Raw genomic sequence first — 19277 nt, 5'->3', positions numbered from 1 at the left:
GCCGGCAGGCAGAGGGGGGTGCCTCGCACGACCTTTCGAAGTCGGACGCAGGATTGTCGATCGACGAGAAGCAAGCACAAGAAGCAACCACCGGAGAGCCACCCCATGACCGACAAACCCCGGATCGGATTCATCGGCGCCGGCCTGATGGGCCACGGCATGGCGAAGAACCTCGTCGAGGCCGGCTACCCGCTGAGCGTCCTCGCCCATCGCAACCGCGAGCCGATCGACGACCTTGTTTCACGTGGAGCATCCGAGGCGGACGGCGTCGCGGCCATCGCTTCCACCGCGAAGATCGTCTTCCTTTGCCTGCCCGGCAGTCCCGAGGTCGAAGAGGTGGTCGGGCAGATCCTCTCGGCAAAGGGACCGGTCGCGACCATCGTCGACACCTCCACCGCCAATCCGGTCTCGACCCGCAGCCTTGCCGAGCGCTGCCATGCGAGCGGCATCAGCCTCGTCGACGCGCCGCTGTCGCGCACGCCGAAGGAGGCCTGGGACGGCAATCTCGACGTCATGGTGGGGGCGAGCGAGGCGGTGTTCGAAAAGGTGAAGCCGCTTCTCGACGTCATCGGCGGCAAGGTGGTCAGGGTCGGCGAGACCGGCGCCGGCCACACCATGAAGCTCCTCAACAACTTCCTCTCGCTCGGCTATGCCGCGATCTATTCCGAGGCGCTCGCCATCGGCGCAAAGGGCGGCGTCTCGGCGGAGGTCTTCCATTCGGTGATCGGCGGCGGGCGGATGGACTGCGGCTTCTACCAGACCTTCATGAACTACGTCGTCGGCGGCGATCCGAACGCCCACAAGTTCACCCTGAGAAACGCCCACAAGGACATGCGCTATCTGGTGTCGCTCGCCAACGAGAGCGGCATCGCGAGCAACGTCTCGTCGGTGGTCAAGAACACGCTGGCGACGGCCGAGGCGACCGGCCACGGCAGCGGCTACCTGCCGACCCTCGCCGACATCGTCGCGGAACTGAACGGCGTCGGGCGGGGCAAGGCGTAGAGGCGGGACGCGAGGGGCAGGGAGACCGCGGGAATGCGGGCGTGATGGCACCATGTCGGAGATGAAGCCCGGAGATCGCGACGAGGCGGCCGCCCCGCGCGACGATGGCGCCGCGGACGGGGCGCGCCAGCGCCGGCAGCAGCCGGCGCCGGGCGGTTCGCGGCCGCGGCCGACGCTCGCCGGCGTCGCCCGCATGCCGGCCCGCGACCGGGCCTATCACGACCTGAAGTTCCGCATTCTCGAAGGCCGCCTGCCGCCGGGAACCAAGCTGCTGGAGGCCGAGGTCGCCTCGCTTCTCAGCCTGTCGCGCACGCCGGTGCGCGAGGCGCTGATAAGGCTCGAGGAAGAGGACCTCGTCGAGGTGCGGCCGCGCCACGGCATCACCGTCAAGTCGCAGTCGCTCGACGATCTCGCCCAGATCTACGACGTCCTGTCGCCGCTCGAGGTCAAGGCCGCCGGGCTTCTGGCGCGGCGCGGCCTCGGCGAGGACGAGACCCGCCGCCTCGCCGGCCTGCTCGACCAGATGGAGCGGGAGACGGCGCGCGGCGACATCGTGCAGTGGTCGCATCTCGACAACGTCTTCCATTCCGAACTCGTCGGCCTGTGCGGCAATCGCCGGCTGCAGGGGGCGCTCAGACTGTGCTGGGACCAGCAGTACCGCGCCCACATGGCGATCGTGAAGCTGAGGCCGCGGCCGACCCAGTCCGACCGCGAGCACCGGGCGATCTTCGAGGCGATCCGGGGTCGCGACGAGCGCCTCGCCACCCATCTGCACGCCCAGCACCGCGAGCGCGCCGACCGCACGGCGCTGTTCCTGCTGCGGCGTCAGGCCGGCGGGTTTCCCGCCGGCGGCTGATTGCGGGCAGCGTGGGGCGGACCGGGATGACCGCGACGTATACGTTGATTGTCGGACGGCCCTGTGCGATGCCGGACGACGGGCCCCGGGCCATCATGCCGGGCCGAAAGCGACGAGAAGGGAGAGCAACAGGATGAACCGGATCGATCTTTCCGGCCGGCGGGCCGTCGTCACGGGCGGCGCCCGCGGCATCGGCCTCGCGACGGCCGAGCGGCTGATCGAAAGCGGCGCCTCGGTGATCCTCTGGGACGTCGACGCCGCGGCGATCGAGGAGGCGGTCGCCGGCCTTGCCGAAACCGCCGGAGGCGGCAAGGCCCTCGGCACCGTCGTCGAACTCACCGACGAGACGTCGGTCGGCGCCGCCGCCGTCGCGGCGCTCGCGGGCGGTGCGGTCGACATCCTCGTCAACAATGCCGGGATCACCGGCGGCAACGGCAAGACCTGGGAGCTCGATCCCTCCGTCTGGCGCAAGACCGTCGAGGTCAATCTCGTCGGGCCCTATCTGACTGCCCGCGCCCTGGTGCCCTCGATGATCGAGGCCGGCTACGGGCGGATCGTCAACGTCGCCTCGATCGCCGGCAAGGAGGGCAATCCCAACGCCTCGCACTATTCCGCCTCGAAGGCCGGGCTGATCGGCCTCACCAAGTCGCTCGGCAAGGAGCTCGCCGGCTCGAACGTCCTCGTCAACTGCATCACGCCGGCGGCGGCGCGCACCCAGATCTTCGACCAGATGAGCCAGGAGCACATCGACTACATGCTGTCGAAGATCCCGATGAACCGGTTCCTCGAGCCGCGGGAGGTCGCGGCGATGATCGCCTGGCTCGCCTCGGAGGACTGCTCGTTCTCGACCGGCGCCGTCTTCGACATTTCCGGCGGCCGCGCGGTGTATTGAGGCGATGGTTGCGTCGTGGCGGAGAGCGTCGTTCAGACCGTGGGGTCGGAGGACAAGGCCCCGCCGCAGCGCGATGGCGCAGATGCCTGTTTCGACCCAGCGAGGCGCAGAAAAGCGAGGCGTCAGCCTCAACGCTTCGTCATTCTCGGGCCCCGTCCCGAGAATCCAGAGATCGTCGGGCACGATCGGCTCCAGCAGCAGGGAGCGGAAGCGGTGAATGCTGCGGCAACCGCCCCTGGATTCTCGGGACGGGGCCCGAGAATGACGACGCTTCACGCTCACCCCCCTCACCCACGCGCAAGTGCATCCTGACCGACACTTCCCCCAACCCATCACCCCCGAAAGGACACCATGAAACTCGTACGCACCGGCCCGCTCGGCCAGGAAAAGCCCGGCATGATCGATGCCGAAGGCAGGATCCGCGATCTCTCCGGCCATGTCGCCGACATTTCAGGCGACGTCCTCTCGCCGAAGGGCCTGCAGGCGCTGAAGGCGATCGACCCGGCCTCGCTGCCGCTGGTCGAGGGAAATCCGCGCTACGGCGCGCCGGTCGCCGGCGTCTCGAAGATCCTGTGCATCGGCCTCAACTATTCCGACCATGCGGCCGAGACCGGCGCCCAGCCGCCGACCGAGCCGATCATCTTCACCAAGCAGATCAACGCGCTCTGCGGGCCGAACGACGACGTCGAGCAGCCGCGCGGCTCCGACGCCCTCGACTGGGAGGTCGAGCTTGCGGTGATCGTCGGCTCGCGGGCGAAATACGTCTCGCAGTCCGAGGCGATGGACTACGTCGCCGGCTTTGCGGTGATGAACGACGTTTCCGAGCGGACCTTCCAGACCAAGCGCCAGGGCCAGTGGACCAAGGGCAAGAGCCACGACACCTTCGGGCCGCTCGGCCCCTGGCTGGTGACCCGCGACGAGGTCGCCGATCCGCACGATCTCGGCATGTGGCTCGACGTCAACGGTGAGCGCCGCCAGACCGGCAATTCCTCGACGCTGATCTTCAACCTGCCGCATCTCGTCTCCTACGTCTCGCAGTACATGACGCTGATGCCGGGCGACGTCATCACCACCGGCACGCCCCCGGGCGTCGGCATGGGCATGAAGCCGCCGCAATATCTGAAGGTCGGCGACGTCATGACCCTCGGCATCGACGGGCTCGGCGAACAGAAGCAGACGGTCGTCGCCGCCCGGCCGTGACGGTCCCGCCCCGGCCGACGGCCGGCCGATGCATCAACGACGCGGCGCCTTCGGACGCCCTGTCGCGATTGCCGGAACTGTCCGGTCGCAAGCGTCGCGAACGATAAGTCACAGCGAGTGATTTGAGACGTATACGTTGACAGTTCAGGTCCCGGCCGGAATAGTGCCGGCGGAATTGCATCGTCGCCGGCTTCGGCCGGGCGCCCGCCGCTGGGAGGCGCGGGGGTCACCGCAGGGACCAAGGTCGCTCGGGGCGGCGATCGGCCACCATCGGGAGGAAACCGCATCATGCACAGACGTTCGCTTCTTGCCGCCAGCGCGGCGCTCGCCCTCGCCGCCGCCGCGTTCGCGGCGCCGGCCCGGGCCGCCGACGACTATCCGAGCCGGCCGATCCAGATGATCGTGCCCTGGGGCGCGGGCGGCGGCACCGATGCGGTGGGCCGCGTCATCGCCTCGCAGCTGCAGGAGGTGCTCGGCCAGCCGGTGAACGTCGTCAACCGGACCGGCGGGTCGGGCGTCGTCGGCCACAGCGCCATCGCCAATGCCGAGCCGGACGGCTACACCCTCGGCATCATGACGATCGAGATCGACATGATGCACTGGCAGGGCCTGACCGACCTCACCTACAAGGACTACGACATCCTCGCCTTGGTCAATGCCGATCCGGGCGGCGTGATGGTCTCGGCCGATTCCGACTACGAGACCGCCAAGCAGCTGCTCGAGAAGATCAAGTCCGAGCCGAAGGGCACCTTCAAGGCGTCGGGCACCGGCCAGGGCGGCATCTGGCATCTCGGCCTCGCCGGCTGGATGCTTTCGGAAGGCCTGCCGCCGGACCAGGTCACCTTCGTGCCGAGCCAGGGCGCTGCCGCCGGCATCACCGACATGGTCGCGGGCGGGGTCGACATCGTGCCCTCCTCGCTCGCCGAGGGCCGCTCGATGATCGAGGCGGACAAGGTCCGTCCCCTCGCCTCGATGTCCGACGACCGCCAGGCGCTGTTCCCCGACGTTCCGACCCTCAAGGAAGCAACCGGCTCGGACTGGACGCTGGCGGTCTGGCGGGCGGTGGTCGCGCCGGACGGGCTGCCGGACGACGTCAGGGCCAAGCTCGAGGACGCCGTCAAGAAGGCCTATGATTCCGAAGAGTATCAGAGCTTCATGAAGGAGCGCGGCTTCGGCGTGCGCTGGGCGGCCGGCGACGAGGCGACGAAGATCGTCGCCGAGGACGACAAGTCGCTCGGCGAGGTCATGCAGAAGGCCGGGCTCGCCAAGCAGTAGAGGGCCGATGCGGCGGGGCGCCTTCGGGCGCCTCGCTTTTCCGGCGGTCGTCTCGGGCGATTGCGACAGGCACCCCCCTTCGTCCTGCCGGACATCTCCCCCGCAAGGGGGGAGATCGACTCTTTCGCCTGCGTCTCGCCGATGGTTCGACGTCGCATCGAGACCGGAATAGCTCGATTCCGGGGCGCTGGCTTCGATCGAGCGACTGATCTCTCCCCTTGCGGGGGAGATTCCGGCAGGCAGAGGGGGTGCCTCGCCGAGACCTCCTGAGCGAGCTTGTCGATCACGCCGCAGCCACGGACGAAATCCGATGAAATTCAACGATCTCCTCCTCGGCCTGCTGGTGTTTTGCGGCGGCGTCGCGATCTGGGTGTCGGCCCTCGGCTTCACCGACATCCCCGGCCAGTCCTACGGTGCCGGGACGATGCCCCGGGCGATCGCAATCTTCGCCGGCTGCCTCGGCCTGTTCATGATCGCCAAGGCAGCGATCGCCGGGACGCGCATGCCGCGGCTCGAACTCGCCGCCTGGGTCCGCTCGCGGCGGTCGCTTGTCTCGGTCGCCGTGGCGCTGGCGCTGATCGTCTTCTACATCGTCGCGGCGCCGGCGATCGGCTTCGTGCCGGCCTCGCTGGTCGTCATGGTCGTCCTGATGCTGACGCTGCGCACCCGGCCGCTGACCGCCCTCCTCGTCTCGGTCGTCGCCTGCGTCGTCATCCAGCAGGCCTTCGGCCGACTGCTTTTGGTGCCGCTGCCGCGCAGCGAATTCCTCGGTTTCCTCTGGTAGGCCGATCGATGTCCGTCGTCTCCGAAGCCTTCGCCCTCGTCTTCCAGCCCTATGTGCTGATGGTCATCGCCGCCTCGGCGGCCTTCGGCATGTTCGTCGGGGCGATTCCCGGCCTCACGGCGACGATGGCGACGGCGCTGCTCGTGCCGGTCACCTTCTTCATGGAGCCGGTGCCGGCGATCGCCGCGATCGTCACGGCGACGGCGATGGCGATCTTCGCCGGCGACATTCCGGGCTCGCTCCTCAGAATGCCCGGCACGCCGGCGAGCGCCGCCTATGTCGAGGACGCCTACCGGATGACCCGCTCGGGCCGCTCGGAGGAAGCGCTCGGCGCCTCGCTGGTGTTTTCGGCGATCGGCGGCATCTTCGGCACCATCGTCCTCGTCACCGCCTCGCCGATCCTCGCCGACATCGCGCTGAAATTCTCGTCCTTCGAATATTTCTGGCTGGTGGTGCTCGGCCTCTCCTGCGCGATCTTCGTCTCGCCGGGCTCGGTGCCGCGCGGCATGATCTCGCTGATCATCGGCCTCTTCGCCGCCACCGTCGGCATCGACAATCCGGCCGGCCAGCCGCGCTACACCTTCGGCAATGTCGAGCTGCTCGCCGGCATCCAGTTCATCCCGGCGATGATCGGCCTCTTCGCCATTTCCGAGGTGCTGCGCTCGGTCGCCGCCGGCGCCGACATGCCGGCGGTGGAAAAGGGCGGCCGCGCCGGCATCTTCACCCGCCAGCTCGACAACATGCGGCGCTATCCGCTGCAGGCGCTGCGCGGCAGCATCACCGGCACGGCGATCGGCGCGCTGCCGGGTGCGGGCGCCGACATCGCCGCATGGATTTCCTATGCGATCTCCAAGAAGTTCTCCCGCCAGAAGGAGAAGTTCGGCACCGGCCACGTCGAGGGCATCGTCGAGGCGGGCGCCTCGAACAACGGCGCCGTCAGCGGCGCCTGGATCCCCGCCCTCGTCTTCGGCATTCCCGGGGATTCGATCACCGCCATCGTCATCGGTGTCCTCTATGTGAAGGGCCTCAATCCGGGACCGACGATCTTCATCAACCAGCCACAGCTGATCTATGCGGTGTTCATCGTCTTCTTTCTCGCCAATCTCATCATGCTGCCCTTCGGCTGGGTGGCGATCAAGGCCGCCCGCACCATCCTGTCGATTCCGGCCCGCGTGCTGATGCCGATCATCCTGATGTTCTGCATCGTCGGCTCCTTCGCCATCAACAACTCGCCCTTCGGCATCGTCCTGATGCTGGTCTTCGGCATCGTCGGCTTCCTGATGGAGGAGAACGACATTCCGATCGCCCCGGCGATCCTCGGCCTCGTCCTCGGCCCGATGCTGGAGCAGAACTTCGTCACCTCGATGATCAAGGCCGACGGCAGCTTCCTCGCCTTCTTCGAACGGCCGATCGCCGCCGGTCTCGGGATCTTCACCATCGCCATCTGGTCGATCCCGCTTATCATGCTGGCGATTCGCCGTGGCCGGCCGGGCGCCGTGCCCGCGGCGTGACAAGCCGTCCAGGGCAGTGCCCGCACCGTCCGGCGCCGGCCGGCGGAGCGCCCTCGCCCGTCGCGGGCCCGCCGGATCGCTCGCCCGAACCACGAAGGAACCGTCTTTTCATGGCCAAACCCGATCTCCTGCAGGTCTGCCCCTACGCCGAGCCCGTCACCGCGGCGCTGGAGAAGGAGTTCACCCTGCACCGCTATTTCGAGGCGAAGGACAAGCCGGCGCTGCTTGAAAGCCTCGCCCCGACCACGCGCTTCGTCGCGACGGGCGGCCATCACGGCGCCTCGCGCGAGATGATCGCGGCGCTGCCGAAGCTGGAGCTGATCGCCTCCTTCGGCGTCGGCTACGACGCGGTCGACGTCGAGGCGGCGAAGGAGCACGGCGTCGCCGTCACCAATACGCCCGACGTCCTCAACGACTGCGTCGCCGAGGTGACGCTCGGCCTGATGCTGGCGCTCGCCCACCGCCTGCCCCAGGCCGACCGCTACGTGCGGCAGGGGCGCTGGGAGGCGGAAGGGCCGTTCGCGCTGACCGACGAACTCACCGGCAGCCGCGTCGGCATCCTCGGCCTCGGCCGGATCGGCAAGGCGATCGCCCGGCTCGCCCAGGCCTTTCACATGGAGGTGGTCTATCACGGCCGCACGCGGCAGGAGCACGTCCCCTTTCCGCACTATCCGGACCTTGCCGAAATGGCCGCCGCCGTCGACTGGCTGGTGGTGATCGCGCCGGGCTCGGCCGAGACCAAGGGTCTCGTCGACCGCGCCGTGCTGACGGCGCTCGGGCCGAAGGGCAAGCTCGTCAACGTCGCGCGCGGCTCGCTGGTCGACGAACCGGCGATGATCGAGCTTCTCGAGACCGGCGGCCTCGGCGGCGCCGCCCTCGACGTCTTCGCCGAGGAGCCGAAGGTGCCGGAGCGCCTGCGCGCCCTCGAAAACGTCGTGCTCCTGCCGCATCAGGGCTCGGCGACCCACAAGACCCGCGCGGCCATGGGCCGTCTGGTGGTGCGCAACCTCGTCGCCCATCTGCGCGGCGAGCCGCTGATCAGCCGCGTCGTCTGACGCCCGGCGAACGGGATGGCGCCGGCGCGGAACGGCGCCGGAAGTCCCGGCCGCCCGACCCGTCGACGGCGAGCGGACATTGAAAAGGGCGGCCCGCCCCCCGGCGGCCCGCCCTTTTTTAAAAAGCTGCCCGGCGGCTGGTTCGCCCCGGGCCTTCGGTCACCTCGCCGCGGCAGCCTTCAGGGCCTCAACGGGATCCTGCTTGCCGCCCTGCTCGTCGAAGCTCGCCAGATAGGCGATGACGTTCTTCAACTCGTCGGGCTTCTTGAGACCGGCAAAGGCCATCTTGGTGCCCTTGACGGTGCCGCGCGGATCGGAAATCCACGTCGTCAGCAGTTCCTCGTTCCAGGCCTTCTTGTCGGAGGCCCATTCCTGGAACGGCTTGGAGAAGCTGTAGCCGCCGCGGCCGGCGCCCGGCTTGTCGCCGACGATGCCGTTGAGTTCGGGGCCGATCTTGTTCTTGGCGCCCTCGCCGATGGCGTGGCAGGCCTTGCACTTGTTGAAAACCTTCTCGCCGGCCGCAGGATCACCCATGTCCTGAGCCGATGCCGCCCCGGCGGCGAAAAGCAGCGCCGTGCCGGCGATGACGAGACTGACCTTACGCATGTGTCCTCCCTTTCGTGTGATGTTGGAGAGGTTGGTCCAGCACCCACTGGGACGACCATATTGGGCGAAGCCCCGGCTTGGCAATCAGAGTTTCGAACGAATCCAATGTGCCGGGCGAACGCACCCCGCGCCGCTCCGCTGCCCCGCCGCCGCGGGGCTTGCCGGCCTTCACAGGCCGCCGGCACGGCCGTCAAGGTCGATCGCCGCAATGCATTAACTCTTACGCATGGGAATTTAGTCCCCACATTTCTGCCATAGTCGTAAACCCATGAAACTCCTCGTTTAATCCTTCATTCACCAAAAATTTTATGAAAATATGAAGGGTTAGGGGCGAGGAATCGGCCATTCCCGGCGCGACCGGGCGCCAAGTGAGGCCAAAGGGCAACAGTGAAAATATGACCGTATTCCTGCCATCATTCAGCCACCCGAACTGATCAGGGATCGTCGCCGAATTCGGACCAGAGCCTTCCGAATCCGTCACGAGCAGGCGGTCTCACCCCTGCCCAGTCGTCGCAGATGCGACAAAGGAGAGTACCCATGAAGCGTTTTGCACTGCTTCTCGCCACCGCCGCCTTCGCAACCCCGGCGATGGCTGCCGACATCATTGCGCCGGAGCCGCCGGCACCCGCCCCGATCGCCATCGAACCGGTCGCCCAGACCACGACCTGGACCGGCCTCAGCCTCGGCGTGCAGGCCGGCGGCGTCTTCGGCGGTGACGAGGGCGAGGCGAATTTCGATCCGGGCACCAGCGCGACGCTCGGCGGCGGCGCCAGCAACTACGACCTGGACGGCAACTTCATCGGCGGCGCCAACATCGGCTACGACTACCAGTTCGGCAACAACGTCGTCCTCGGCGCCACCGCCGACTTCAACTACATCGACCGCGAGAAGGACACGACCTACTCGACGCCGGGCGGCACCGACATCTCGTCGCAGACCAAGCTCGACTATCTCGGCACGGTGCGCGGCCGGCTCGGCTACGCCTTCGACAACGTCCTCGTCTACGGTTCGGGCGGTCTTGCCTATGCCGACGTGAAGACCGACGTCTCGACGCCGTCGACGGCGGCGGGTTCGGAATTTGCCGGCTACAACTTCGATACCAGCACCGACAGCTCCAAGGTCGGCTACACGGTCGGCGGCGGCGTCGACGTGATGGCGACGCAGAACCTCTCCTTCGGCGTCGAATATCTCTACACCAACCTCGGCAAGAACTCGGCGACGGTCAGCGGCAGCAACGGCGTCAACAGCGTCGAGTTCAAGAGCAACGACGACAAGGACCTCGACTTCCACACGGTCTGGGCCAAGGCGGCGTATCACTTCAACTGATCGCTCCGCCGCCTGCGGCGGGGCTCGGGCGACTGTACCGGCCCCGGCGGGGCCGGTGCGCACCGATCGGATCGGACGGCCCCACCCCCTCGGCCGTCTGATATGAGGAAGAATGCCGGCGGAGCCCCTCCGCCGGCATTCTTGCGTTTGCGGGTGTGTCTTCAGACGGGCGAGCCCGTTACGCGCAGGTCAGGCGAGCGGCGGCAGCCCGAGATCCTCCCGGCGTGGCAGGTCGGCGCCCTTGCGCGTGCAGGTGATCGCCGCGGCCTCGACCGCGAAGGCCAGAAGACCCTCGGCATCCGTCCGGGTAAAGCCGGCGATCGCCGACCGCGACAGGGCGCCGCGCTCCTTCAGCCCGGCGAGCATGGCCGCCTGGAAGGTGTCGCCGGCGCCGACCGTGTCCTCGACCCGGATGGCCCGGCCGGGAACCTTCACGGCGACGCCGCCGCTGGTCTCGCCGATCGCGCCGTGCTCGCCGAGGGTGACGACGGCCATTCCCGCGCCCGCCGCCAGCCACTCGCCGACCACGGTGTCGACGGCGCGGCCGGGATAGAGCTGGGCGATGTCCTCCTCGCTCGCCTTGACGAGGCCGGCGAAGGGGACGAGTTCGGCGACCTTGGCCCGCCAGACGTCGAGGTCCGGCTCGATCGAGGAACGGATGTTCGGGTCGTAGGAGATGAAGCGGCTCGGCGCCTCCTGGCGCACCAGCCGCGCCAGCGCCGCGCCGGTCGGCTCCGTCACCGTCGAATAGGACGCGACGTGGATCGCCTCGACCTCCGGTGGGAAGCTCTGCGGCACCTCGTCGGGCTCGATCGAGCGGTCGGCCGTCCCCTCGATGTAGAAGGCGTAGCTCGCCGAGCCCTCGGCCGACAGCGACACCATGGCGAGCGTCGTCTGCCGGTCGGTCGGGATCAGGAAGCGCTGGTCGATCGCCTCGCGCTCCATGAAGGCGCGGATCTTCTCGCCGAACAGATCGCCCGACATCTTGGTGAAATAGCCCGCATGGTGGCCGAGCCGTGCGAGGCCGAGGGCGACGTTGAGAGGCGAGCCGCCGATCCGGCCGGACAGGGCCACCGTGGCGACGTCCTCCGTCGGCACGGCAAACAGATCGAACAGGCAATCTCCGCAGCTCAGGAACATTCGCGGCTCTCCCCTTCCGGTTCGCCCGGACGCTGCCGAAGCCGCTAGCAAAATTGTCCCGTCCCGAAAAGAGCCGTCGGCTGCCGCGAGGGGTTCCTTCGCCTTCGCCGGTTCCTATCATCCCGGAAACAATCCATCGCAACCGGAACCCGCCATGCCCTTCGACCGCATCAACGGCATCGTCATCCATCACCAGGTCGAGGGGCCGGAGAGCGGCGCGCCGACGATCGTCCTCGTCAATTCGCTCGGCACCGACTTCAGGATCTGGAACGACGTCGCCGCGGCGTTTTCCGGCCGCTACCGGATCATCCGCTACGACAAGCGCGGCCACGGGCTCTCGGAGGTCCCGCCGCCGCCCTACCGCATGGAGGACCACGCCGCCGATCTCCTGGCGCTGCTCGACCATCACCTCGTCCCGAGCTGCCTCGTCGTCGGCCTCTCGATCGGCGGCGAGATCGCGCTCGGCCTCGCCGCGCTCGACGAGACCCGCCTCGCCGGCCTCGTCCTGATGGACACCGCCCACAAGATCGGCGACGCCGAGAGCTGGGACGCCCGCATCGCCGCGATCGAGAAGGACGGGATCGGCGCGATCGCCCCGCAGATCCTTTCGCGCTGGTTCACGCCCGGCTTCCGCACGCCGGACAATCCTGCCTTCACCGGCTATTCCAACATGCTGCTGAATTCGCCCCTTCCCGGCTATCTCGGCTCCTGCGCGGCGCTGCGCGACGCCGACTACACCGAAACCGCGAGGAAGCTCGCGATCCCGACCCTCCTGATGGTCGGCGATCAGGACGGCTCGACGCCGCCGGATCTCGTGAAATCCTGCGCCGACCTCGTCGCAGGGTCGCGATTCGAAGTGGTGGCGGGCGCCGGCCACCTGCCGCCGATCGAACAGCCGGAGGCGACGGTCCGGCTGGTCGGCGGCTTCGCCGACGCGGTGTTCGGCGCAAAGGCCGCCGCGTGAGCGCCTGCGTCTTCGGGCACCCCTTCCTCGGCCCGCTCCTCGGCGACGAGGAGATCGCGAGCTACTTCACCGCCGCCGCCGACATCGCGGCGATGGTGGATTTCGAGCTGGCGCTGGCCGCGGCGCAGCAGGAGGCCGGCCTCGTCTCGCAAGACGATGTCGCGGCGATCCGCAGCCGCACGGCGGCCTACGCGCCGGATCTTGCGGCGCTCGGGCAGGCGACCGCCCGCGACGGCGTCGTGGTGCCGGGGCTTCTCGCCGAGCTTCGCGCGGGGCTCGGCGAAGACGCCGGCAAGGCCCTGCATCTCGGGGCGACCAGCCAGGACGCGATCGACGCATCGCTCGCCATGCGCATGCAGGGCGTCTCGCTCGCGCTCGACCGGCGTCTCGCCGTCCTCTGCGACGGTTTCACGCGGTGGAACCTGGCTGACGGCGACCGGCCGGTGATGGCCCATACCCGCATGCAGGCGGCGAAGGAGACGCGCTTTTCCCGCAAGATCGCCGCCTGGACCGATCCGCTGCTGCGCTGCCGCCTGCGGCGCGAGGAGATCGCGCCGCGCGCCTTCGCGCTCCGGATCGGCGGCGCCGTCGGCGACCGGCGCGGCTTCGGCGATGCCGCCGAGGCGGTGGCGGCCGGCGTCGCGACACGCCTCGGGCTCCATCCGGCGCCTGCCTCGCTGCATTGCGAACGCGACGGCATCGCCGAACTCGCCGGCTGGTTCTCGCTGATCACCGGCGCGCTCGGCAAGTTCGGCCAGGACGCGGCGCTGTCGCTGCAGAGCGAGGTCGGGGAACTTGAGCTTTCCGGCGGCGGTGGCTCCTCGGCCATGCCCCACAAGAACAATCCGGTCGGGGCCGAGATCCTCGTCGCGCTCGCCCGCTTCAACGCCACCCTGGTCTCCGGCATGCACCAGGCGCTGGTCCACGAGAACGAGCGCTCGGGCGCCGCCTGGACGCTGGAATGGATGATCCTGCCGCAGATGGCGATGGCGGCGGGCGCCGCCACCCGCACGGCGCAGGAGCTTCTCGGCAAGCTGTCGCTGGCCGGGGGCTGATACCAAGAGGCATTGGAAATGGCTCTTGGTTCCTTAACTGGATTTTCACCAAGCCTTTGGCTTCGCATTGAAAATCCACATGTGTTCGACGGGCGGACGCGGACAGCGTCTTCGCCCGTCGGTATGGACCGCGCCGCGGCGGCGACATCGGACGCCCGGCCCGGCGCGGGGCGGGCCCGGCTCAGAACTCGATGCCCTTCTGCGCCTTCACCCCGGCGCGGAACGGATGCTTGACCATCTCCATCTCGGTGACGAGGTCGGCGAGCTCGATCAGCTCGTCCTTGGCGTTGCGGCCGGTGACGACGACATGCTTCCTGTCGGGCCGTCCCTTCAGGAAGTCCACCACCTCGGCGATGTCGAGATAGTCGTAGCGAAGCACGATGTTCATCTCGTCGAGCAGCACCATGTCGTGCTCCTCGTCGATGATCATCGCCTTCGCCCGCTCCCAGGCGGCCCGCGCCGCCTGGATGTCGCGCTGGCGGTCCTGGGTCTCCCAGGTGAAGCCGTCGCCCATCGCGGTGATCGTCACCTCGCCGGGAAACCGCTCGAGGGCGTGGCGCTCGCCGGTCTCCCACTTGCCCTTGACGAACTGCACGATGCCGACCTTCATGCCGTTGCCCAGCGCCCTGAAGACCAGACCGAAGGCCGCCGTCGACTTGCCCTTGCCCTTGCCGGTGTGGACGATGAGGAGGCCCTTCTCGATCGTCTTGGTCGCGAGGATCTTGTCGCGCGCCGCCTTCTTTTTCTTCATCTTCTCGGCGTGGCGGGCGTCGAGCTCCTCTTCGCTCATGCCGTCCGTGGCCTTCGGGCGTGTCGCCGGCGCGTCGTTCATGCAGCCTTCTCCGGTCGTGTGGGTTCGTCGTCTTCGGCCAGCAGCTTGGCGAAGAAGATGCGGCTCTCGCCGGCGGGATAGTCGGGAAGCCGGCCGAAGGGCCGGTAGCCGAGCCGCTCGTAGAAGCCCGGCGACTGGAAGGAATAGGTGTCGACCCAGATGCCGGCGCAGCCCGCCTCGCGCGCCACGCTCTCGGCGCGTTCGATCAGCGCCCGGCCGAGGCCGCGGCCGCGCCAGCGCTCCGGCACGGCGAGGATCTCGATCCACATCCAGTTCCAGTAGATCTGGGCGATCAGCCCGCCGTCGATGCCGGCGTCGTCCTGAAGCGCCAGCGTGAGGAAGCGCGGCGCGAAGGCGAAGTTCCCGGCGGTGGCGTGCTCGGCGAGCGGTGCGACGATGCGGGCGCGATGCGCGGTCTCCGGAAGGTCGAGGCGGTGGATGGTCGGCGTCATGACAGCGTCATGGAGCGGCGGCGGCATCGCTTCAAGCCCCGGCGGCGCGTCGGCGCATCCCGGCGAGGTCGGAAAGGGCGGAGTTCGAGCGCGGCGTCCACAGGCCCCGCTCCACCGCCTCGGCGAAGCGCTCGCGAATCTCGGCGAGCGCCGCGGGGTTGTTCTCCGCGAGGAAGCCGGCGACCCGCTCGTCGGCGACGAAGGCGTTCCAGGCCGCCTCGAAATGATGGTCGCGCACCGCCCCCGTCGTCGCGGCGAAGGCAAACATGTAGTCGACCGTCGCGGCGATCTCGAAGGCGCCCTTGTAGCCGTGGCGCATGACGCCGGCGATCCATTTCGGATTGACCACCCGGCCCCGCACCACCCGGCCGATCTCCTCCTCCAGCGTGCGGACCACCGGCCGCTCCGGCCGCGAATGGTCGTTGTGATAGACGGCCGGGCGGGCGCCGGAGAGATGTTCGACCGCCGCGGTCATGCCGCCCTCGAACTGGTAGTAGTCGTCGGAATCGAGCAGGTCGTGCTCGCGGTTGTCCTGGTTCTGGACGACCGCCTCGATGCCCGAGAGCCGCTGCTCGAAGGTCTGCCGCTCCGCCTCGCCCTCCGCATCGGCGCCATAGGCATAGGAGCCCCAGACGAGATAGCTCGTCGCGAGGTCGGCCCTGTCCGTCCAGCCCTTTTCGTCGATCAGCGCCTGCAGCCCGGCGCCATAGGCCCCGGGCTTCGAACCGAAGACCCGGAAGCCGGCGCGCTTTTCCGCCTCGGCTTCGCTCGCCCCGGCCTCGACCAGCGCCGCCTTCTCCAGGCGCATCCGCGCGGCGAGAGGATTGTCCGCCGCCTCCTCGTCGAGTGCGCCGACGGCGCGGACCGCCCGGTCGAACAGCGCGATCTGGTCCTGAAAGGCGTCGCGGAAGAAGCCGGAGATGCGCAGGGTCACGTCGACGCGCGGCCGCCCCAATTCGGCAAGCGTGACGATCTCGTAGCCCGTCACCCGGCGCGACGCACGGTCCCAGACCGGTTTCGCCCCGATCAGCGCCAGCGCCTGCGCGACGTCGTCGCCGCCGGTCCGCATGTTGGAGGTGCCCCAGGCGGTCAGGCCGAGGGAAGTCGGCCACTCGCCGTGATCCTGCAGGTGGCGGGTGACGAGAAGCTCGGCCGACTTCCTGCCGAGTTGCCAGGCGGTCTCGGTCGGCACCGCCCGGGTGTCGACGGAATAGAAGTTCCGGCCGGTCGGCAGCACGTCCGGCCGGCCCCTCGTCGGCGCGCCGGACGGGCCGGGCGCGACGAAGCGGCCGGCGAGCCCTTCGAGCAGGCCGGCGATCTCCGCGCGGCCGGAGGCGGCGACGGCCGGCTTCAGCCGCGATTCCACCGCGCCGAGGACGGCGGCTGTGGATTGCCAGCGGACATCCGGCGGGAATTCGCCCGCGACGAGGTTTGCCGCGAGGGCTTCGAGCCGCTCCACCGTGTCGCCGGCGGTGCGCCACGGGTCTGTGGACAGGCGCGCGAGAACCTGTGGACGCGGCCCCTCCCACGGTGCCGCCATGTCGCAGTCGAGGGCGTCAAATGGTTTTGCGGCTGCGGCGTACCGCTCGGCTGACACTTGGGCGGCGGCTGCACCCCCCTCTGCCCTGCCGGGCATCTCCCCCACAAGGGGGGAGATAGAACCTCGTTCGAGACCGGCGCCCTTTGCTTCAGAGGCTGATACACCCAACGGATCAGGAAGCGAGCCACCGTCAACACCGCCTGATCTCCCCCCTTGTGGGGGAGATGTGCGGCAGGACAGAGGGGGGTGCCCGGCGCCAATGTTGGAAGAGTGCAAATCCCCGCCCCGTTCAACCGCAGCGGCCCCACACAGCCCCAGATCCGCCGCGAGCGCCCGGGTGAGCGAGGCGTCGCCCGGTTCGCTGCCGCGCGGCAGGCGCGCCAGCGCGACGACGAGGTCGGTGAGAAGCCGGCCCTCGGGCGCGACGCCGAAGACGTGCAGCCCGTCGCGGATCTGCATCTCCTTCAGATCGCAGAGATAGGCGTCGATCTTGGTCAGCGCGGCGTCGTCCTCCTCGCCCCTGCCGATCCCCGCATCGGCGTCGAGGCCGATGTCGCGGACGAGATCGAGGATCCCCGTCTTCAGAAGCGCCAGCCGCCGCGGATCGCCCCCCGCCGCCTGGTAGTATTCGTCGACGAGCGCCTCGAGGTCCTTCAGCGGCCCGTAGGTCTCGGCCCGGGTCAGCGGCGGCGTCAGATGGTCGACGATGACGGCCGCGGTCCGGCGCTTGGCCTGCGTCCCCTCGCCGGGATCGTTGACGATGAAGGGGTAGAGATGCGGCAGCGGGCCGAACACCGCCTCGGGAAAACACGTCTCTGACAGCGCCAGCGCCTTGCCCGGCAGCCATTCGAGATTGCCGTGCTTGCCCATGTGGATCACCGCGTCGACATCGGCGACCTCGCGCAGGAAGGCGTAGAGCGCCAGATAGTTGTGCGGCGGCACGAGATCCGGAGAGTGGTAGGTCTCCTTCGGATCGACATTGTAGCCGCGCGCCGGCTGGATGCCGACCAGCGCCGCGCCGAACCGCGCCAGCGGCAGCGCAAAAGCCGGCTTACCATTTGCTTCGACGAGGAAAGGATCACGCTCGGGCGACCCCCAACGTTCGTTCACGGCCTGCCGCAGGGCGGCCGGCAGGCCGGCGAGGAAGGCCCGGTAGGCGTCGACCGGCATGACCTCGCGGATCTCGCGTGCCGCCAGTCCCGCATTGGTGGGCCCGGCCATCAGATGGTCGATCAGCGCGTTGCCGGTCTCCGGCACCCCAAAGACCGGATAGCCGGCCGCCCGCATTGCCTTCAGGACCTCGACGGTCCCCGCCGGCGTGTCGAGGCCGACGCCGTTGCCGAGCCGCCCGTCGCGGTTCGGATAGTTGGCGAGAAGGACGGCGATGCGCTTGTCGGCATTCGGCTTCGTCCGCAGCCGCGCCCAGCGGGCCGCGAGCTCGGCGACGAACCCCACCCGGTCCGGCACGGCGCGATGGGCGACGATGTCGGTCTCGGTCAGAGCGTCCCAGGTCCCGGCCGACTTGAAGGCGACGGCGCGGGAGAGAACCCGCCCGTCGAGTTCCGGCAGGGCGACGCTCATGGCGAGGTCGCGCGCCGACAGGCCCTGACTGGATTGCCGCCACGCCGCTTCCGAGCCGCTCGCCAGCACCGCCTGGATGACGACGGCGCCGTGTTCTTCGAGCACCGTCGGCTTTCGCGCGGCACCCGGCCCCGTGGCCGGCGAGGAAACGGCAAAGCCGGTGAGGTTGACGACGACGGCGGGCCGGCGGCGGGCGAACAGTTCCCGCAGGGTTGCGACCGAGACCGGGTCCTTCAGGCTGGAGACATAAACCGGCAGCACGTCGAGGCCGCGCCCGGCCATCGCCTCCGCCAGCGCCTCGACGGGCCCCGTCTGGCCGCTCTGCACCAGCGCGCGATAGCAGACGATGGCGGCGAGGGGCTTCCCGCCAGCGTCGGCGTCCCGGGCCTCAGTCTCGTCATCCCGGGCTTGACCCGGGATCCGTTCCAAACCGTTACCGCTGCGATCAACGTCGCCTCCACCCCCCTCTGTCCTGCCGGACATCTCCCCCGCAAGGGGGGAGATCGGACCTCGTTCGCCCGCGGCATCCTTGTTTGCCGGGTCAGGGTGAAGAGTGGCCCGATCGTTAGGGGCGCCTTCCGTGCCGCGGCCTGATCTCCCCCCTTGCGGGGGAGATGGCTTGCAAGCCAGAGGGGGGCGCCCCGCGCCGCCGTCTCCTGCAAACCCGATCACCCCCGCCTTCAGCAGCGGTGTCGCATCGCCCGGCCAATCCCCTTCCCCGAGAAAGGCCCGGCAAGCGAGCAGGAAGCCCTCGGCATTGGCAGGGCCGCCCTCGACCAGATAGCGCCAGAGCCGGTCGCGCTCTTCGACAGGGATCGTCGTGAAGGCGTCGAGGCCCTGGTCCGGCTTGTCGTCGCCGGGGATCGCCGCCAGCCTGCCGCCGGTCGCCTGGGCGTTCGCCAGCAGGGCGTCGAGGCCGTAGGGCCAGTAGGCGGCGCCGCCGAGGAGCCGCACCACCACCAGCTTCGCCCGGCAGAGCGTCCGTGCCACATAGGTGTCGACGGACATCGGGTGTTTGAGACGCAGGAGATTGGCGAGGCGCAGATCGGAAGGTCCGAAGCCGAGCCGATGCGCCGCCGCGGCGAGCGCCGCGATCTCGGTGTCGGCGGCGGAGAGAAACACGATCGCGCCGGGCGACTGGCCGAGATCCACCGCCTCGCCGCCGTCGTCGATCGCACCCTTCTGGGCGAGGAGGAGATGCAAGCG

General features: G+C 69.0%; 16 protein-coding genes. 11 read left to right on the top strand and 5 right to left on the bottom strand.

Annotated elements, in window-relative coordinates; translation table 11 throughout:
- Positions 1-18 precede the first annotated feature (18 nt).
- From J1C47_RS06670 to J1C47_RS06635, 8 genes are all read left to right on the top strand, one after another.
- Positions 19-1002: an NAD(P)-dependent oxidoreductase gene (locus J1C47_RS06670; RefSeq protein WP_342591943.1), complete on the top strand. Its 984-nt coding sequence runs from the start codon at positions 19-21 to the stop codon at positions 1000-1002.
- Positions 1003-1054: 52 nt separating this feature from the next.
- Positions 1055-1858, top strand: coding sequence for a GntR family transcriptional regulator (locus J1C47_RS06665; RefSeq protein WP_245396397.1), 804 nt, complete (start codon positions 1055-1057; stop codon positions 1856-1858).
- Positions 1859-1991: 133 nt separating this feature from the next.
- Positions 1992-2750, top strand: coding sequence for an SDR family oxidoreductase (locus J1C47_RS06660; protein ID WP_207349959.1), 759 nt, complete (start codon positions 1992-1994; stop codon positions 2748-2750).
- Between the two features lie 351 nt (positions 2751-3101).
- Positions 3102-3950, top strand: a complete 849-nt coding sequence (locus tag J1C47_RS06655; protein WP_207349958.1) for a fumarylacetoacetate hydrolase family protein — start codon at positions 3102-3104, stop codon at positions 3948-3950.
- Positions 3951-4238: 288 nt separating this feature from the next.
- A complete protein-coding gene (locus J1C47_RS06650) occupies positions 4239-5225 on the top strand; it encodes a tripartite tricarboxylate transporter substrate binding protein (RefSeq protein WP_207349957.1) in 987 nt (328 codons plus the stop codon).
- A 310-nt stretch (positions 5226-5535) separates the two neighbouring features.
- Positions 5536-6009: a tripartite tricarboxylate transporter TctB family protein gene (locus J1C47_RS06645; RefSeq protein WP_207349956.1), complete on the top strand. Its 474-nt coding sequence runs from the start codon at positions 5536-5538 to the stop codon at positions 6007-6009.
- An 8-nt stretch (positions 6010-6017) separates the two neighbouring features.
- Positions 6018-7520: a tripartite tricarboxylate transporter permease gene (locus J1C47_RS06640; protein WP_207349955.1), complete on the top strand. Its 1503-nt coding sequence runs from the start codon at positions 6018-6020 to the stop codon at positions 7518-7520.
- Between the two features lie 110 nt (positions 7521-7630).
- Positions 7631-8575, top strand: coding sequence for a 2-hydroxyacid dehydrogenase (locus tag J1C47_RS06635; RefSeq protein WP_207349954.1), 945 nt, complete (start codon positions 7631-7633; stop codon positions 8573-8575).
- A gap of 159 nt (positions 8576-8734) precedes the next feature.
- Here J1C47_RS06635 and J1C47_RS06630 read toward each other — a convergent pair whose 3' ends face one another.
- The gene (locus J1C47_RS06630; RefSeq protein ID WP_207349953.1) at positions 8735-9181 is read right to left on the bottom strand and encodes a c-type cytochrome; all 447 of its coding nucleotides are present in this window, start codon (positions 9179-9181) and stop codon (positions 8735-8737) included.
- Between the two features lie 537 nt (positions 9182-9718).
- Between J1C47_RS06630 and J1C47_RS06625 the strand changes: the two genes are divergently transcribed.
- Positions 9719-10507 carry an outer membrane protein gene (locus J1C47_RS06625; protein ID WP_207349952.1) on the top strand — a complete coding sequence of 263 codons (789 nt, stop codon included), beginning with the start codon at positions 9719-9721 and terminating at the stop codon, positions 10505-10507.
- A gap of 189 nt (positions 10508-10696) precedes the next feature.
- Here the strand turns inward: J1C47_RS06625 and J1C47_RS06620 are convergent, their stop codons facing one another.
- Complete coding sequence (locus J1C47_RS06620; RefSeq protein ID WP_207349951.1) at positions 10697-11647, bottom strand: carbohydrate kinase family protein; 951 nt, start codon at positions 11645-11647, stop codon at positions 10697-10699.
- Positions 11648-11801: 154 nt separating this feature from the next.
- On the opposite strand from J1C47_RS06620, the gene pcaD reads away from it, so the two are divergent.
- On the top strand, positions 11802-12611 hold the full coding sequence (gene pcaD / locus J1C47_RS06615; RefSeq protein WP_207349950.1) for a 3-oxoadipate enol-lactonase: 810 nt from the start codon (positions 11802-11804) through the stop codon (positions 12609-12611).
- Positions 12608-13666 (top strand): 3-carboxy-cis,cis-muconate cycloisomerase, encoded by a 1059-nt coding sequence (locus tag J1C47_RS06610; protein WP_207349949.1) that lies wholly within the window; start codon positions 12608-12610, stop codon positions 13664-13666. Before pcaD ends, J1C47_RS06610 begins: the two co-directional genes overlap by 4 nt.
- A 181-nt stretch (positions 13667-13847) precedes the next feature.
- Here J1C47_RS06610 and cobO read toward each other — a convergent pair whose 3' ends face one another.
- The 3 genes from cobO to cobN are packed head-to-tail and all read right to left on the bottom strand — an operon-like array spanning position 13848 to position 19274.
- A complete protein-coding gene (gene cobO, locus J1C47_RS06605) occupies positions 13848-14456 on the bottom strand; it encodes a cob(I)yrinic acid a,c-diamide adenosyltransferase (protein ID WP_207350053.1) in 609 nt (202 codons plus the stop codon).
- Between the two features lie 38 nt (positions 14457-14494).
- Positions 14495-14950 (bottom strand): GNAT family N-acetyltransferase, encoded by a 456-nt coding sequence (locus tag J1C47_RS06600; protein ID WP_207349948.1) that lies wholly within the window; start codon positions 14948-14950, stop codon positions 14495-14497.
- 31 nt (positions 14951-14981) lie between these two features.
- Positions 14982-19274: a cobaltochelatase subunit CobN gene (gene cobN, locus J1C47_RS06595; protein WP_245396396.1), complete on the bottom strand. Its 4293-nt coding sequence runs from the start codon at positions 19272-19274 to the stop codon at positions 14982-14984.
- Positions 19275-19277: the final 3 nt, after the last annotated feature.

The sequence above is a fragment of the Jiella sonneratiae genome (assembly GCF_017353515.1).
Taxonomy (GTDB): Bacteria; Pseudomonadota; Alphaproteobacteria; order Rhizobiales; family Rhizobiaceae; genus Jiella; species Jiella sonneratiae.
Note: the sequence above shows the minus strand (reverse complement) of the source record. Positions and strands in the feature narration are given on the sequence as shown.

Excerpts from the sequence above, each read along its gene's own strand:
- J1C47_RS06665 (WP_245396397.1), top strand. The coding sequence starts at position 1,055 with ATGTCGGAGATGAAGCCCGGAGATCGCGACGAGGCGGCCGCCCCGCGC.
- J1C47_RS06660 (WP_207349959.1), top strand. The coding sequence starts at position 1,992 with ATGAACCGGATCGATCTTTCCGGCCGGCGGGCCGTCGTCACGGGCGGC.
- J1C47_RS06655 (WP_207349958.1), top strand. The coding sequence starts at position 3,102 with ATGAAACTCGTACGCACCGGCCCGCTCGGCCAGGAAAAGCCCGGCATG.
- J1C47_RS06650 (WP_207349957.1), top strand. The coding sequence starts at position 4,239 with ATGCACAGACGTTCGCTTCTTGCCGCCAGCGCGGCGCTCGCCCTCGCC.
- J1C47_RS06645 (WP_207349956.1), top strand. The coding sequence starts at position 5,536 with ATGAAATTCAACGATCTCCTCCTCGGCCTGCTGGTGTTTTGCGGCGGC.
- J1C47_RS06640 (WP_207349955.1), top strand. The coding sequence starts at position 6,018 with ATGTCCGTCGTCTCCGAAGCCTTCGCCCTCGTCTTCCAGCCCTATGTG.
- J1C47_RS06635 (WP_207349954.1), top strand. The coding sequence starts at position 7,631 with ATGGCCAAACCCGATCTCCTGCAGGTCTGCCCCTACGCCGAGCCCGTC.
- J1C47_RS06630 (WP_207349953.1), bottom strand. The coding sequence starts at position 9,181 with ATGCGTAAGGTCAGTCTCGTCATCGCCGGCACGGCGCTGCTTTTCGCC.
- J1C47_RS06625 (WP_207349952.1), top strand. The coding sequence starts at position 9,719 with ATGAAGCGTTTTGCACTGCTTCTCGCCACCGCCGCCTTCGCAACCCCG.
- J1C47_RS06620 (WP_207349951.1), bottom strand. The coding sequence starts at position 11,647 with ATGTTCCTGAGCTGCGGAGATTGCCTGTTCGATCTGTTTGCCGTGCCG.
- pcaD (WP_207349950.1), top strand. The coding sequence starts at position 11,802 with ATGCCCTTCGACCGCATCAACGGCATCGTCATCCATCACCAGGTCGAG.
- cobO (WP_207350053.1), bottom strand. The coding sequence starts at position 14,456 with ATGAGCGAAGAGGAGCTCGACGCCCGCCACGCCGAGAAGATGAAGAAA.
- J1C47_RS06600 (WP_207349948.1), bottom strand. The coding sequence starts at position 14,950 with ATGACGCCGACCATCCACCGCCTCGACCTTCCGGAGACCGCGCATCGC.